The sequence below is a fragment of the Ferdinandcohnia sp. FSL W7-1320 genome (genome assembly GCF_038050315.1).
GTDB classification, from domain to species: domain Bacteria; phylum Bacillota; class Bacilli; order Bacillales; family Bacillaceae_L; genus Ferdinandcohnia; species Ferdinandcohnia aciditolerans.
Window position 1 is genome coordinate 4,874,528 of the sequence record NZ_JBBPAM010000001.1, and the last position, 15,656, is coordinate 4,890,183.

At 38.5% G+C, this 15,656-nt stretch carries 12 protein-coding genes; all 12 read right to left on the reverse strand.

Features of this window, described 5'->3' with window-relative positions; translation table 11 throughout:
• Positions 1-52: 52 nt before the first annotated feature.
• On the reverse strand, positions 53-1,795 hold the full coding sequence (locus NST91_RS23485) for a sensor histidine kinase (protein ID WP_341333088.1): 1,743 nt from the start codon (positions 1,793-1,795) through the stop codon (positions 53-55).
• A 346-nt stretch (positions 1,796-2,141) separates the two neighbouring features.
• On the reverse strand, positions 2,142-3,131 hold the full coding sequence (locus NST91_RS23490) for a C-terminal binding protein (RefSeq protein WP_341333089.1): 990 nt from the start codon (positions 3,129-3,131) through the stop codon (positions 2,142-2,144).
• A 108-nt stretch (positions 3,132-3,239) separates the two neighbouring features.
• Positions 3,240-4,250, reverse strand: coding sequence for a Gfo/Idh/MocA family protein (locus NST91_RS23495; RefSeq protein WP_341333090.1), 1,011 nt, complete (start codon positions 4,248-4,250; stop codon positions 3,240-3,242).
• Between the two features lie 82 nt (positions 4,251-4,332).
• Positions 4,333-5,472, reverse strand: coding sequence for an N-acetylglucosamine-6-phosphate deacetylase (gene nagA, locus NST91_RS23500; RefSeq protein WP_341333091.1), 1,140 nt, complete (start codon positions 5,470-5,472; stop codon positions 4,333-4,335).
• Complete coding sequence (locus tag NST91_RS23505; RefSeq protein ID WP_341333092.1) at positions 5,432-6,532, reverse strand: LacI family DNA-binding transcriptional regulator; 1,101 nt, start codon at positions 6,530-6,532, stop codon at positions 5,432-5,434. Before NST91_RS23505 ends, nagA begins: the two co-directional genes overlap by 41 nt.
• 90 nt (positions 6,533-6,622) lie before the next feature.
• Positions 6,623-7,936 (reverse strand): ABC transporter substrate-binding protein, encoded by a 1,314-nt coding sequence (locus NST91_RS23510; protein ID WP_341333093.1) that lies wholly within the window; start codon positions 7,934-7,936, stop codon positions 6,623-6,625.
• Between the two features lie 70 nt (positions 7,937-8,006).
• Complete coding sequence (locus tag NST91_RS23515) at positions 8,007-8,831, reverse strand: ABC transporter permease subunit (protein ID WP_121445613.1); 825 nt, start codon at positions 8,829-8,831, stop codon at positions 8,007-8,009.
• 16 nt (positions 8,832-8,847) lie between these two features.
• Entirely contained in the window at positions 8,848-9,786 is a 939-nt protein-coding gene (locus NST91_RS23520) for a carbohydrate ABC transporter permease (RefSeq protein WP_341333094.1), read from the reverse strand.
• A 43-nt stretch (positions 9,787-9,829) separates the two neighbouring features.
• On the reverse strand, positions 9,830-10,582 hold the full coding sequence (locus tag NST91_RS23525) for a glucosamine-6-phosphate deaminase (protein WP_341333095.1): 753 nt from the start codon (positions 10,580-10,582) through the stop codon (positions 9,830-9,832).
• A 1,119-nt stretch (positions 10,583-11,701) separates the two neighbouring features.
• Positions 11,702-12,685 carry an agmatinase family protein gene (locus NST91_RS23530; protein ID WP_341333096.1) on the reverse strand — a complete coding sequence of 328 codons (984 nt, stop codon included), beginning with the start codon at positions 12,683-12,685 and terminating at the stop codon, positions 11,702-11,704.
• A complete protein-coding gene (gene hutI, locus NST91_RS23535; protein WP_341333097.1) occupies positions 12,657-13,946 on the reverse strand; it encodes an imidazolonepropionase in 1,290 nt (429 codons plus the stop codon). Before hutI ends, NST91_RS23530 begins: the two co-directional genes overlap by 29 nt.
• 1 nt (position 13,947) lies before the next feature.
• The gene (hutU, locus tag NST91_RS23540; RefSeq protein ID WP_341333098.1) at positions 13,948-15,621 is read right to left on the reverse strand and encodes a urocanate hydratase; all 1,674 of its coding nucleotides are present in this window, start codon (positions 15,619-15,621) and stop codon (positions 13,948-13,950) included.
• Between the last annotated feature and the right edge of the window lie 35 nt (positions 15,622-15,656).

Consider the following 15,656-nt stretch of genomic DNA (forward strand, 5'->3'; position numbering starts at 1 on the left):
CTACAGCATTGCTAATTTACCATTGGATGACTGTTGGCTCTTCTAATAATGGTTAGAATCGTTTAACAGGTAATGATAATGTCACATATGTTTTTTCTTCTATATTATCACGCCATATCTTAATCCCATATTGTTCACCGAACATCATTTGAATCCGCTGATGAACATTTTTAAGACCTATACCAGAGAGTCCTTCATGTTTTTCTTTTTGTATGTCATTCATTAATTGACTAGCCTTCTCTTGATCCATATTTTTTCCATTATCTATAACATGAATTTCTAGGATGTCATTCGTTGATTGAGTGCGAATTTCCATTGTCCCCCCATGTAAAAACAATCCGTGATTGTATACATTCTCTACTAAAGGCTGAAGGGACAATTTAGGAACAATACAATCTACAGTATCAGGATTAATTTCTTCAATCACCTTAATTGAATCACCAAAACGATATTTTTGTATCGTCAGGAAGGCTTCAACATTCTCAAGCTCTTCTTTTAATGTAATTTCTTCTTGTCCTCTATGAATACTCATATCTAGTAGTTGTCCTAATGACATCAACATTTTAGTTATATTTTTTGTTCCAGCCATAACTGACATCCACCTTATGGTATTCAATGTATTATAGAGAAAATGGGGATTGATTTGTGCCTGGAGTGCTTCTAATTTAGCTTTTTCACGATTCCTTTCAAGCAAAACTCGCTGCTTTACATTATCTCGTGTCTGCGAAATCATTGTATTAAAACTCTTACCTAGGAGCCCGATCTCATCATTGTTTTTACTTGTAAATGTAACATCTAAATCACCTTCCTCGACTCGCTTCATTGTCTCACGAAGTTTGATTAAAGGACGTGTCAGCATGGTTGAAAAAAGAATAATAATCCCGATAAATATAGCCATACTTACCAACAATATAATAAAGACGATATTTTGAATTTTGCTGACATCCGTAAATATTCCATCATGGGATACAATTTGCAAAACCCTCCACCCCGTAAGTGGGATATGATAGGTACTAACAATCGCCTTCTTACCGTCGACCTCCCAATTAAATGTATCAATTCCCCTTGTAAGTGTTGGCTTAATATATTGATAGATTTGGTTAATATTCTTGCTTTCATCACCTATCATACTTCCTTGTTCATCCACCATAAAACCGTAACTGTCAGGAATATTCGTTCGAACTTTTAAGATATTAATATAGTTTTCAACAGGCTCACTTATAATTAAAACTCCTAAATTCTCGGTTAAACTTTGACTTTTGATCACCCTTGATACAGTTATAAACCCCTCTTTTTGGGGATGAATGTAATTTTCTTGGTTCAATGACCACACCATGAAGCCGTTTTGATCGACCGTCTGCTTATACCATTCCGAACGAAGGATTCTCTCATACGACGATTCCGAACTTCCCCAATTTGTATACATATTTCCATAATTATCGATTAAGGTTAAATAGACATTATCTGATATAAGAGTTGTGGAGATTTCGAGGTATTTATCATTAATTAGTTTACTAATATCAAGCTGCTCTCGTTCGGTCGTGTATGGTCGCTTTAATAATTCACGAATATGATCCTCCAACACAATTGAATTCGAGGCATACATCATTGCTTTTAATTTCCGCTCAATATTCATATTTACCTGATGTAACCGGTCAGACGTGGTTGATTCAATTTGATTGCGAAGTACATTTTCAACTTCTTTATATCCTATTATACTTGCTGCCAAAATAGGGATTAAGATAAAGGTAATAAATGCCACAATAAGCTTTGTTCGTAAGCTGATAAATTTCATAAAATCCCCCTACTACACATTCATTAAAAAATCGCTTACATTTCGTTTTCCTGAATATATATTTCGACAAATATCTACTATATCCTCTAACAAGCATGATTGGCTTTAGAAATGGGCAGGGTTTTTAATCTACTATGTAAATAGAGTAAGCGTGAGGTTGATTGCTACCATTGTTCCTTTCACCTAGTAATACTGTCCTTAAAATTCCATTACACAAGAAAAAGAGCACCTTCATATTTGAAGATGCTCTTTACAAAAAGGATGTCTATTTAAAAACAGTTCAAAACGTACAATGCAGCCCCTTCCCTATATTTGGATAGGGACAGAAGATCTCTTTACGAATACCCTATCGTTTTAAGGAGAACTTTTCTTGAACACTTCTATTAACCAAGTATTTTGGTAGTTGCCCTTTTAGGACATCCACTACATTTTGTGCGGTTTTTTGTTTTAAATCCATTTCCGACTCCTCCGAATAAAAGGCGACGTGCGGGGTTAAAAGGACATTCTCCATCCTAAGTAGTGGATGATCGCTATTGATTGGTTCTTTTTCCAGAACATCTAATGCAGCCGCTGCAATTTTTTTCTGTTCTAAAGCTTCAATGAGTGCTTGTTCATCAATGATAGGTCCACGTGCTGTATTAATAATACATGCCTCTTTTTTCATGAGGTTAAACTGTTCAAAGCCTACCATTCCCCTTGTATGTTTGTTAAGCGGAGTATGAATCGAAATAAAATCAGAACGTCTGCACAGTTCATCCAATTCCACTAAATCAACATTCATTTCTTCAGCAACTTCAGCTGGAACAAATGGGTCATACGCAATCACTTTTAATCCAAAGGCTTGGGCCTTTTTTGCAACATTTCTCGGGATGTTCCCAAAGCCAACAAGACCTAGGGCTCTATTTTTCAATCTATAAATCGGTTTACTTACTTTATAATCCCATTCGCCACTTTTTACAGAGTTATTTAAAGTTACTATTTTTCTTGCCAATGTTAGTAACATAGCAACGGCATGGTCCGCCACTTCATCAAGACAGTAATCCGTTACATTGGTGACGAATATCCCTTTTTCAGTTGCTGCATCGATATCAACTGTATCAAACCCTATTCCATATCTCGCAATCACTTTACAATTTTCTAATTGATCAATGACACGCTTGGTAAAAGGTGCATATTGGTGGATGATGCCATCTGCATCTTTCGCGATATGTATGACGTCTTCCTCGGTTTTGCATTGCGCTGTTATGATTTCTGCATTTAGTTGTTCTAACACTCTCATTTCAGGTTCGAGTGTGTCGTATTCGTAATCCGTGAGGACGACTTTAAATTTTTTCATTTTCCGGCACCTCTATGTAATAGAATGAAATGCAGATGCTAAAACAGGAAGGATGAGCAACCCGAGTGGGCCAAGAAAATAACCTCTGACCCACAGGAGCTATGTCACTTAATCAACTACTCTTTCTGGTTTACCCGATTCAATCGACTTATGGGCAGCACTAAGGATTGCGGTGACATGATGAGAGCTTTCAAGGCTAATGTGGGTAGGTTGATTATCGAGTACGCAATCAACAAAATGTTCGATCGCTAAAGGGACAGCGCCTATTCGTTTACCCCCGATTTCAAAGTTTAGTTGGTTTCTTGGAGTCGCAAACCCATCAGGGCCACCATATTCGATATTCTCGATTTTTCGATCGAGGTAAATAACCTCTTCTTCTGTAACCACTTCGACAAAGGAATCAACAATTGTAGGATATGTATTCGGATAGATCCAGCAGGATTCAAAGGTTGCAATCGCCCCGTTTTCATACTTTGCCTGAATCTGGACTGCATCAGGGGTATCTATTCCTTTCCCTTTAAGTACTTTATGAACAGCTGTCGCATAGACTTCGACTACCTTTGAGTCAAATAACCAGTTCATTAAATCAATATCATGTGAGGACAAAAAATAAGCCGGCGATGTTTTATTCGACCATGTGATCATTTCTGTTGGGACAGCGATTCTATCATTCTTTCGGGCATAGCCCATAATTGGAGACAGATTTTTCTTTTGCAGTAGCTGTTTTGCCTGAGCATATGAGGATAACCATCGATTACTGAATAATGTCATCACTGTTAGGTTCTTTTGTTGGGCGAATGCAACGATTTCCCTACTTTCTTCAACACCTATGGTTAAGGGCTTTTCTACAAGCACATGCTTTCCAGCTGCCAATGCATCCATCACAATAGAAAAATGCGCGAAGTCTGGAGTAGCAATACTTACTGCATCGATGTCCTCTTTTTCTAGCATTTCTTGATGATTTTCATAATACGTAACACCAAATTGATCACTTATCTCTTTTCCACGAGTGGGGTTCGGGGTTGCCAACGCTTTGATTTGGCTTCGATGGTATTGCTGATAAATCGTCATGTGCTGCTGCCCCATTATTCCTCCACCAATTTGTCCTACCTTCAGCATTTTATGAAAACCTCCCAGTTTATTAGGGACCTTGTGTAAATCGGATCCCGTGTGGGACGAGGGACCTGTCCCTGCGTCCCAGTTATGACCCCATTGATATTGTTTGTAGAATGGTAAAGTCTTTTGCTTTATCGAAATTGAATAGGATAAAGTCTGCTGGTGAGCCTACTTCAAGGGTTCCGACTCCGTCATCAGCTAGGCCAAAGAGTTCTGCGGGGTGTAGTGAAGCCATATTGATGACTTCTTCAAGTGAAAAGATTTCATTTTTTAACACCTTTGCAATTCCTACATGTAGTGGAGTTGCAGATCCTGCAAGGATGTCTGGTGTACTTGCTAAATGTAGAAACCCATCTTTTTCAAGGACTACATCATCATTAATATGCGTGTGATAGCGACCTGGTGGTAAGCCTGCTAAATTTACAGCATCACTTGTTAAAATGGCCTTCTTGCCTTTAGCTCGAACCATGACCTTCAACGTCGAGTATGGCAGATGATGTCCATCTGGAATCAGTCCTGCCCAAAGTTGATCCTCTGCAAGTTGAGCCCAAATATAATTTGGATGACGCTTAATATAAGGATGTGCCCCATTGCCAAGATGAGTACTCATGGTAGCCCCTGCATTTACAGCTTTCTGTATATCTTCTTCCGTACTATTGGAATGTCCGATTGCTGCAACTACCCCTACTTTTGCTAGGTTTTCTATAAATGGTATTGCTCCTGGCTTTTCAGGCGCCAGCGTAACTTTGCGAATACGTCCCCCTGCAGCCTCTTGCCATTCTAAAAATTCATCCCAATCCGGATCTCGAACCCAATCTCGGTTATGTGCTCCTCGAGGACCATCCTCCGTTGAAATAAATGGTCCTTCAACGTGAATGCCAATAACCGCATGATTGACAACAGGGTCTATCTCACACGCCTTCGCTATTGTTTTAACACAGTGAAGGATCCTTTCTTTTGTTCCTGTTACAACCGTTGGACAAAACCTCGTTACGCCACCTTCTTGTAACACCCTTACAACATTTTGAATGGTCTCTACCGTAGAATCATGACTATTGATGTCAAAGCCACCAATGCCATTTACTTGAACATCAATCAGCCCTGGCGCAATCCAATTTTCAGCCTCTTCCGTTGCTTTCGTGATCGAAGAAATTCTCCCATCCTTGACTTGAACTTCAATCGTCTCACCGGTAACCCAATGCTTTCCAACCCATTTTTGTACCATGTAACTTCCTCCCAACATCAATTTCCTTTATGGAACCTCTTTCAATAAGCTTCGGTTGGAGCAAAATATCAACTTCATTAAATTCTCCATCCAGTACTTCCAGTAGGATTTTACAAGCGATTTTTCCCATTTCATAGTTTGGTTGATGAATGGTTGTGAGGCCTGGCGAAATCATTGAGGAAACTTCAATATCATCAAGGCCCATGACACTCACATCATCTGGTATTTTTAAGCCCATCTCATTCAACTGTTTGTAAACACCTAGTGCAGTCATGTCATTACAAGCAAAAATGGCAGTTGGTGGATTCTGTAAGTTCATCAGTTTTTCAGTCAAGTTTCTCCCATTTTCGAATTCGTAACTATTCTCAATCGATTCATATTCATTTGTTGAAATAAGGATGTATTCTTCAGGTAAATCAATTTGATATTGAAGCATCGCGCTGCAAAATCCATCAAAAACACTTTTTCGACTAAATCGATCAAGTGGAGCAGAGATAAACCCTATTTTTCGATGGCCTTTTTTTAATAAATACTCGGCAGCCATAAAACCTGCTCTTTCATAGTCAAATAGAATTTGCTGACAATCAAAGTTTTCCATTTTTTGATCCAATGCTACAAGAGAAACACCTCTCTCCTGTATCTCAGAAAACATGGAATAGTCATCTGAAATGGATGAGACAATGATTCCTTTCACTTGATTTTCATATAACGTTTGTAAATAACCCTTTTCAACATCCGCACTTCTCCCTGAATTACATAACAAAACCTGCTTACCCGCTTGCCTCGCTACTTCTTCAATTCCCAAAAGAAGTTTCGGATAAAAAGGATTACTTATCGAAGGAAGGATTACCCCGATATTTGTAGTAATTTTCTTCTTAAGCTGACGTCCAATCATATTAGGCATATACCCCAATAAATCAGCCGCTTCTTCCACTCGTTTTCGAAGTAACGGTCTAACTCCATATCCACTATCACTTAAGACCCTCGAAACAGTGGCTGGAGAAACTTTTGCTTCCTTAGCAATGTCGTATATCGTAATATTTTTTTTAGATTCATTCATCATAGTTCTCCTCGTTAGACTACATCATATAAAGAAGGGTACATCCTCAAATGCTGATTAAAGGAATGTACCTCGACTTTTTTAATTACGTTATTTTACATTTTTATCAATATCATCGATCATCGCTTCAACTTCTTCAATGAATGTATCAAGATCCATCTCACCTGTTAAATATTGTTGAAGTAGTTTTGGCACCTCATTGATTAGCACTGGGTATTCTTTATAGAATGGAGCAGTGACAGACTTTTCAATGATTGCAAGTAAGTTGTCTTTCCATTCTGCATCAATTTGATCGAAATGCTCTTTAATTACAGGAAGTTTCCCCCACTCCGTACCAGCTGCAATTTGGGTTTCACCGTCCATTAAAGCCTCTTGAATAAATTGAACAGCTGCTTCTTGATTTTTAGAAGCTCTAGGAACAATGATTCCTGCTGTAAATGCATAAGAGCCATTTACTTCTGAGCCAGGAATTGGGATAACCGTTGTATTTCCTTCACCTACAGTTGGTTCTGCCTCAGGAGCGTGTGAACCACTCTGTAAAAGCATGGCAACTTGATCCGCTTTATAGTTGTTACGGCCCGCATCTTTGTTTGTGAATGTATCGATTGAGAAAACGCCTTCGTCAGCACCCTTTTTCCAAATCTCTAGCATTTCTCTCATTTCAGGTGTATCAAATGTTAATACACCATCCTTGTCGTAAAAGGTTCCATTCATGGCTTGTGCAACTGAAATTAATGTGGATTGTGCATTTGGTCCCCACTGAATTGTCATACCTTGTTGGGTAACCTTACCGCCTTCAACCTTTGTCATTTTCTTTGCATATTCATAGAGTTCATTCCAATCTTTCGGTTGAATCACTTTGCCATCGGCATCTAAAAGACCAGCTTCTTCAAACATTTTCTTATTCACATTGATTGCATATGTTTCTAAGCTGATTGGAATCGCAAACTGGAAGCCGTCAATCTCACCAAAGCTAACCGAATTACCAACAAAATTTTCTTTTGCAGTAGGACCTTGGAAAAAGTCCGTTTCATTAAAATCAATTAGTAAATCCTTTGCGAGAAACTGGACAGCCGTTGCAGTTCCATCAACCATTGCGATATCAACATCTGTTTTTCCTTGCGACCATTGTAAGGCAAAAGTAGATAGTACCGTTCTGTCTGCATATGGAGAAATTTGAACTTGGATATCTGGATGATTCGCATTGAACTTTTTAACTGCCTGATCTAATTTTAGTTTTTCAACCATCCACGCATCGGCCCCGAGTTTTAATGTTACTTTTCCGCTCTCTTTCTCTCCTTCACCTGATATCCTTTGAGTTGGATCTTTCGATGAACACGCTATAGGGATTAATAACACAATGGAAATAACAATCAAACCTAGTAATCTAGCAAATCTCTTCATACATCTACCCCCTGCAATTTTTTATTATCATTGAGAACCTACTCGCCTAAATAACAACAGCTCCTCCCTTCTACCCTTTAATTGACCCTTGTGAAATACCTTCTACCATCTGCTTTTGGAAAATAATAAATATGATAATTGGCGGTAGCATCGATAAGACGATTACTGCAGCCAAGGTACCAAACGCCCAAACCTCTCCTTTAAAAAGGGTTAGACCAACAGTTAATGGCATGGATGCCTGGTCAGTCGCTAATGTTTTGGCTAATGTGTATTCACCCCAAATGTTATAAAAGCCATGGATGATGATAATAATTAATCCATTTTTGGCCATCGGCAGCATCACTCTCCACCATGTTTGGAAGACGCCACAGCCATCGATTGCTGCTGATTCCTCAATTTCTTTTGGAATGCTTAAGAAGGTTGCCCTCATAATAAAGATGGCAAATGGAAGCCCCACCGCAACGTTAGGCAGGATCAGTCCTAGGTTTGTATTTAAGATTCCTAAGCGATTTTCCATAAGGTACATCGGAATAAGAAAGATCGCTAGTGGAAGAGTGATTGTCATTAGCAAAGCAACAAGTAAGATATCTTGTCCTTTAAACGGCAACCTTGCAAATGCATAACCAGCTAATGCACTTAAGACTGTGATCAAGATAACCCCAACAATGGTTATGATGGCACTGTTTACAAAGTAATTTGAAAAGCCTTCCGTAAATATCTTGATATAGTTATCAAAGATGATATTATTCGGGAAAAAGCTCTGTGGTACCTGAAAGATCTCTTCTTCTGATTTAAATGAATTGAATAATGTATAAATGAACGGAGTAATGAAAAACAAAGCTGCTGCGAATAAAATAAAATACTTAATCCCACTACTTAATCTTGAAACTCTCATCATATTCCCCCCTTCATTACGCCTTTTCTTTCGTACGGTTAATATAGAAATTAATTAACGAGAATACGAGTGCTAATGTTCCAAGGATATAAGCCATCGCTGAAGCATAGCCCATATCAAAATACGTAAAGGCCGTATAGTAAATTTCTTGGTAGAGTACAAGTGTTGAGTTACCAGGCCCACCATCCGTCATGACCATCGGTTCTACAAACACCTTCAAGCCATGTAGGATTGCCCAGATTCCGGTTAAAATATAAGTCTCCTTCAAATTCGGGAGGATGATATAGAAGATTCTTTTAAAACCACTAGCTCCATCCACCTCAGCAGCCTCAAGGATATCCCTTGGAATCGATTGCAATCCTCCTAGGAATAGAATGGTTTCAAATCCGATTGTTGCCCAAAGACTCACTCCGATAATACTCGCCATTGCCGTATCCCCATTGTTCAACCAGGCATACGTCAAAAATGGCATATTTAAGACGTCACCTAATATATGGTTTAACAGACCATAGTTTTCTTGTAGAATCCATAGAAATACAAGTGCTGATAAAGAAACAGGAACAACAATGGGTAAAAAGATGATCGTACTAAGAAAATTATTGAATCGCTTCGTATGGAATATAAGTAAGGCTAATGTTAATGAGATAACCATTACGAACACAAAATAGGACGTTCCAAACACAAATGTATTTTTTAATGAAACGATAAAGTTTTTGTCTTTAAGTGCTTCAATATAGTTTTCCAATCCTATAAATGTTGGCTTTGCATCATATACAAAATTGTAATCATGTAAACTCATGTAGAACGAATAGACAAGTGGATAAACCATAAAAGAAAAGATAAATAAGAAGGCCGGAAGAATAAAAAGGATGCCATATAGTCTTTTTTTCTGATTCATCGATCTAATTTTTTTAGGTTTTACCACCTTGTTCTCTAGCATCGGCTGGCTTTCCATAGGCTTGCCTCCCTACAAATAGAAATCGATTTCTAAAAAATGGTTATTGGTATTGTTTTAGGCTTTCTTTGTTTAGTTCGGAAGAAGAATGTTCGTCTAAAAATAGAGTAATGTCTGGGTGGGTTTTAAGAATGGTTGCGGGAATCATGTTAGTTACATCTTTTTCAAAAACATCTTTGATTGCTTTTGCTTTAACTTTGTGAGGTACACAGGAGATGATTGTTTTACAACTCATAATTTGATGAACTGACATTGAAATGGCTTGATTTGGCACTTTTTCTACAGACTCAAACCATCCTTCTCTTACTTGCTGTGCTTTGCAATCTCCATCTAAGTTTACAATTATGTAGGGGTCCTTTGTGTCAAAATCAGCTGGAGGATCATTAAAAGCAACATGGGCATTTTCACCAATACCAATTAATCCTAGGTCAATTGGTTCTTTTCTTATTTCTTTGGATAGCTCTTCGACCTTTTCTTGATAATCGCCTTCTCCATCTACAAAATGGGCTTTCTTTAGGGATACAAAATCTACAAATCTTTCTTTCAGATACTTTCTGAAGCTGGCTTTGTGGGATTCAGGCAGATTCACATATTCATCGAGATGGAACATTTCAACCTTACTCCAATCAACCTCCATCCTTATCAGATGATTGATGGTTTCAAACTGGGAAGCACCGGTAGAAAGCGCAAGTCTAGCACAACCCTTTTCCTTAATAGCTCGATTTAACACTTCCGCTGCTTGAGCCGCAGCCTCTTTTCCAAGTTTCTCAGGAGTTTCTAGTATTTTTACATTCATATTAATTCCTCCATCCGTTTTAGAAATCGATTTCTTTTTAATATTGTTAATTATCTAAATATTGATTAAATAATAGCACGTTCGAAAGTCTGTGACAACGCTTTCAACATATTTTTTTTCGGAAACTGTGATACTTTCTTCCTAGATGTTTTAAAATACGTTGAATTTCCGTATGTTATTCCTAGTTTTTAAAATAAAAATTGATAAAAGTTTTATTAGTTACCACGTTCGGTTTCAGGCGAATTTCTAGAAACTTTTCTAGGATAGGGAGAAACATTTCAATTTTTCCTGTTCTTTCCAGATTAAAAATGTTTGAATAACACATTCTAATAAAAAATAGTAGGGTGGTTATGTTGATAGCAAATTTTTTTAGAATTGCAAATGCAATTGTCTTATGGGCTATAGTTATATACTTTCTTCCAAAAAAATCGTTTAAAAGATTTTTGCCAGTTACTTTATTTTGTTCGTGTCTTTTGTTAATACAAACACTCTTAAATCCAATTTTTAACTGGTGGAAGGTTAAAGGAGGTACCAAATACATGATATTTGATGCCTTAGCCTTTATATTTGGTCCCTTTTTTACAATTAATCTGTGGGTGTTTCATTTTACTTATGGGAAATTTTCGCTCTATGCATTAAGCAATTTAATCATGGATATCATTTTTGCCTTTCCCTTAAACGCTTTTTTTCAAAAGATCGGTCATTATAAACTAAAAAAGTTTAATTCTAAAATCATCTTTTTAATTTTCTACTCATTTTCTCTTTTGAATTATGCTTTTCAGAAATTCTTCGAAAAGAATAACTCGGAATTAACTAACCCTGAATCCAGTAAATAAACTGGATTTTTTTTAGTGTGCCTTATTCTCATGTTGAAATGTGATCAAATCTCTTGATTGGTTAAGATTCAAAACTTACTAAAAAACGGCAACCATATAGGTTACCATTTTAATCTTTTGCATTTTATTCTCTGGTGTAACGGGACCGTCAAAATGTTATTCATACCGATCTATTCATCTTAGAAATTCTAAAAGTTAACAAAAAAGTCCATCACCAATAGGCGATGAACTGAATTGAACTAGATAAACTTTTTCTTAAATATAAATATGTGTTGTTTTAAACTTAAACACTACCACTTTCATCACGGCAAACCAGTCCTGTCACAAATTGTAACCATGCATAGACTCCGGTTTTAACCGTTTCTGATACAGCAGAATCCTTACTTGGATCTAAGCAAACAAAGTCAATATGACGAACAGAAGAATGTCTACCAATCTCTATCAAAGAATCAAACAACTCAGTGGTAGATAAGCCTCCTGGTGTGGAAGCAGGTACCCCTGGGGCAACCGATATATCGAGTACATCCATATCAACTGTTACATACACCCGGTCCACTTTTTCCGATAACTTGTTAAGTGCTTCTTTTACAGTTTGAACAAATCCCGCTTTGCGAGCTTCTTTCAACGTTACCATTTGAATAGAATGTTCTTTGGCGTATGTAACCAGTGGTCTTGTATTAAAATAGCCATGCAAACCTATATTGATGATATCTTCTCCTCGGACGGTTGAACCATCCACCAATTGTCTTATTGGAGTTCCGTTTGCAGGTCCTAATTCAGCCGGATCACGTACATCCAGATGGGTATCAAGTTGCAGGATTCCAATGGACTCACCTGGAAAAGCTTCCTTAACCCCTCTTACTGCACAGGCTGTTATGGAATGGTCACCGCCAATCATTGAGGTGATCGTATTAGGATAGGATGATGCTAAGTAACTCGTGACTTCTTGTATTCGTTGGTGGGATAAGGGAATGTCAGTAGTATGCATCACGATATCCCCTGCATCTGCAACCTTGTAATCTACTAAATCAATATCCTCATCAATGTTATAAGTGGAAAAGCCTTTCCATATCCGCCGAAATTCCGTTGGGTATAAGGATGCACCTGATACACTAATTGAAGAACGTGAAATCGGTGCACCATATAGAAGAAGATCCGGTTTTTCCTCCATATGATTAATTTGTTTGACCCACTGGTGAACATAGATCGGGTCATCTGTATTCACATTCCAAAGCCATTCAGGTGGTTGTAGCCACTGTTTGCTCATAGTTACCTACCACCTTTACACCTTTTTTCCAGACGGCCTTTACATGGTTAACACCAAACAAATATTGTAATTCCTGATAGTTCTTCACATTCCATAACACCACATCTGCTTGCTTCCCGATTTCTAGCGAACCTATTTGATGTTGACGATTAATTGCACATGCTGCATTATACGTTGCAGCCGTTAATGCTTCTGCAGGTGTCATTCGCATAGAGATACAGGCCAAGTTCATCACAAGCGGCATCGATGTAGTCGGGGAAGATCCTGGATTACAATCAGTAGAAATCGCAACAGCTACACCTTCATCAATCATTTTTCTTCCATCTGCTGCTTCTTCTCGTAAATACAAAGCGGTTGCTGGTAGTAAGCAAGCAATTGTTCCAGCTTTGGCCATTTCTTTTATTCCATTTTCAGAGGCCTTCAACAAATGTTCCGCTGAAATGGCACCAACCTTGGCTGCTAATTCCGCCCCGCCATATGATACAATCTCATCTGCATGTATTTTCGGAATCAATCCGTATTTTTTCCCTGCTTCTAAAATTCGTTCTGATTGCTCAGGCGTGAAAACATCCTTTTCACAAAAGACATCATTAAATTCCGCTAATTGCTCCTCTGCCACAATTGGAAGCATTTCATTAATTACATAATCAACAAACTCTTCCTCTCTCCCTTTGTACTCGGGTGGAACTGCATGTGCTCCCATGAAAGTTGGAACAAGGTCAATCGGATGTGTTTCTTGTAGTTCTTTCATGATTCGAAGTTGCTTTAGCTCGGTTTCAATGTCCATACCGTAACCACTTTTTCCCTCGACTGTTGTGACACCATGCTGTAAAAAGGAATCTAAGCGCTTCTTTGTTTGAGTGATTATCTCCTCTTCTGTGGCCTGTCGGGTCATACGGGTGGTTGCATGAATTCCACCACCCTCATTCATAATCTCCATATAAGAGACACCTTCAAGACGCATTTCAAATTCACGCTCACGGCTTCCACCAAAAGCAACATGTGTATGGGGATCAATTAATCCGGGCGTCACCAAGTAACCAGATGCATCAATTACTTCAGCCGTTTCTATTCTAGTTTTAAAATTCTGTTCCACTTCTTGAGTCGAACCTACCCCTTTAATCATTCCGTCTTCGATCCATAGGCTCCCATCTTCAATTATTCCTAATTGAGACATGGCTTCCTTTGAACGGGGACCTGCCTCTTCGGATACAAGCGTTGCCAGCTGTCCAATATTTTTAATCCAAATCGGATTTCCCATTTTATTTACTCTCCATTTCTAACATCGGAATGTTTACTCCTCTTTCACGTGCCGTTTTCTTCGCTAGCTCGTAGCCAGCGTCTGCATGGCGTACTACACCCATTCCTGGATCTGTAGTTAGAACGCGTTCAATACGTGCTTCCGCTTCTTTCGTTCCGTCCGCAACAATTACAATTCCTGAGTGGAGCGAATATCCCATTCCAACTCCACCACCATGGTGAAGGGACACCCATGTTGCCCCACCAACAGCATTGATCATTGCATTTAAGATCGGCCAATCCGCTACGACATCAGAGCCATCTTTCATTGCCTCTGTTTCCCTATTTGGTGATGCTACAGAGCCTGAGTCAAGATGATCACGTCCAATTACAATTGGAGCCTTTAATTCGCCATTTGCTACCATTTCATTAATAATTTTACCGAAACGCGCTCTTTCTCCATATCCTAACCAGCATATTCTGGAAGGTAATCCTTGAAACTGGATTTTTTCCTGGGCCATACGGATCCAATTACATAAATGGTCATTGTCACTGAACTCACGTAAGATTACTTCATCTAGTTTATAGATATCTTCTGGATCTCCTGAAAGTGCAACCCATCTAAAAGGCCCTTTTCCTTCACAAAATTGAGGTCGGATATAGGCTGGGACAAATCCAGGGAAGTCAAAAGCGTTTTCTACACCTTCGTCCTTGGCAACTTGGCGAATATTGTTTCCATAATCAAATGTAACTGCGCCTTTCTCCATCATTACAAGCATCGCCTTTACATGCTTAGCCATTGAAGCCTTAGATTCCTTCACATATTGGGTTGGATTATTTTTTCGTAACAGTGCTGCTTCTTCAAGGGACATGCGTGATGGTACATACCCGTTTAAAGGATCATGCGCAGATGTTTGGTCTGTAACGATATCTGGAATAAATCCTTTTTCAAGCATCTCCGGAAGAATATCTGATGCGTTTCCTATTAGTCCAATTGATAATGCTTTTCCTGTTAATTTCGCCTCAATAGCAATACGAATGGCTTCATCTAATGAATCTGTTTTTATATCTGTATATCGGGTTTCAATTCTTCGATCAATTCGAGTTTCATCAACATCAATACCGATACATACTCCGCCATTCATTGTCACAGCAAGAGGTTGAGCACCGCCCATTCCTCCTAGACCCGCAGTTACTGTAATCGTGTTTTTAAGTGTGCCACCAAAATGTTGCTTCCCTATCTCTGCAAATGTTTCGTATGTTCCTTGTACAATTCCTTGAGAACCAATATAAATCCAACTTCCCGCAGTCATTTGGCCATACATCATAAGCCCTTTTTGGTCGAGTTGATGGAATGTTTCCCAATTTGCATAGGCAGGGACAATATTGGAATTCGCTATAAGTACTCGTGGTGCATCTGGGTGAGATTTAAAAATAGCAACTGGTTTCCCTGATTGAACCAATAATGTTTCATCATTTTCCAATTCTTTTAACGACTTGACGATGGCATCAAAACAATCCCAGTTACGTGCCGCTTTTCCAATTCCACCATAAACAACTAAGTCCTCTGGCTTTTCTGCAACCTCATGATCTAAATTATTCATTAACATACGAAGAGCAGCTTCTTGCAGCCAACCTTTCGTATTTAATTCAGTTCCACGATATCGAATTACTTTTTGAGTTTTTGTTTGTTCCATCTCGATGGCCTCCTTTGATATAAAAACATAGTGAT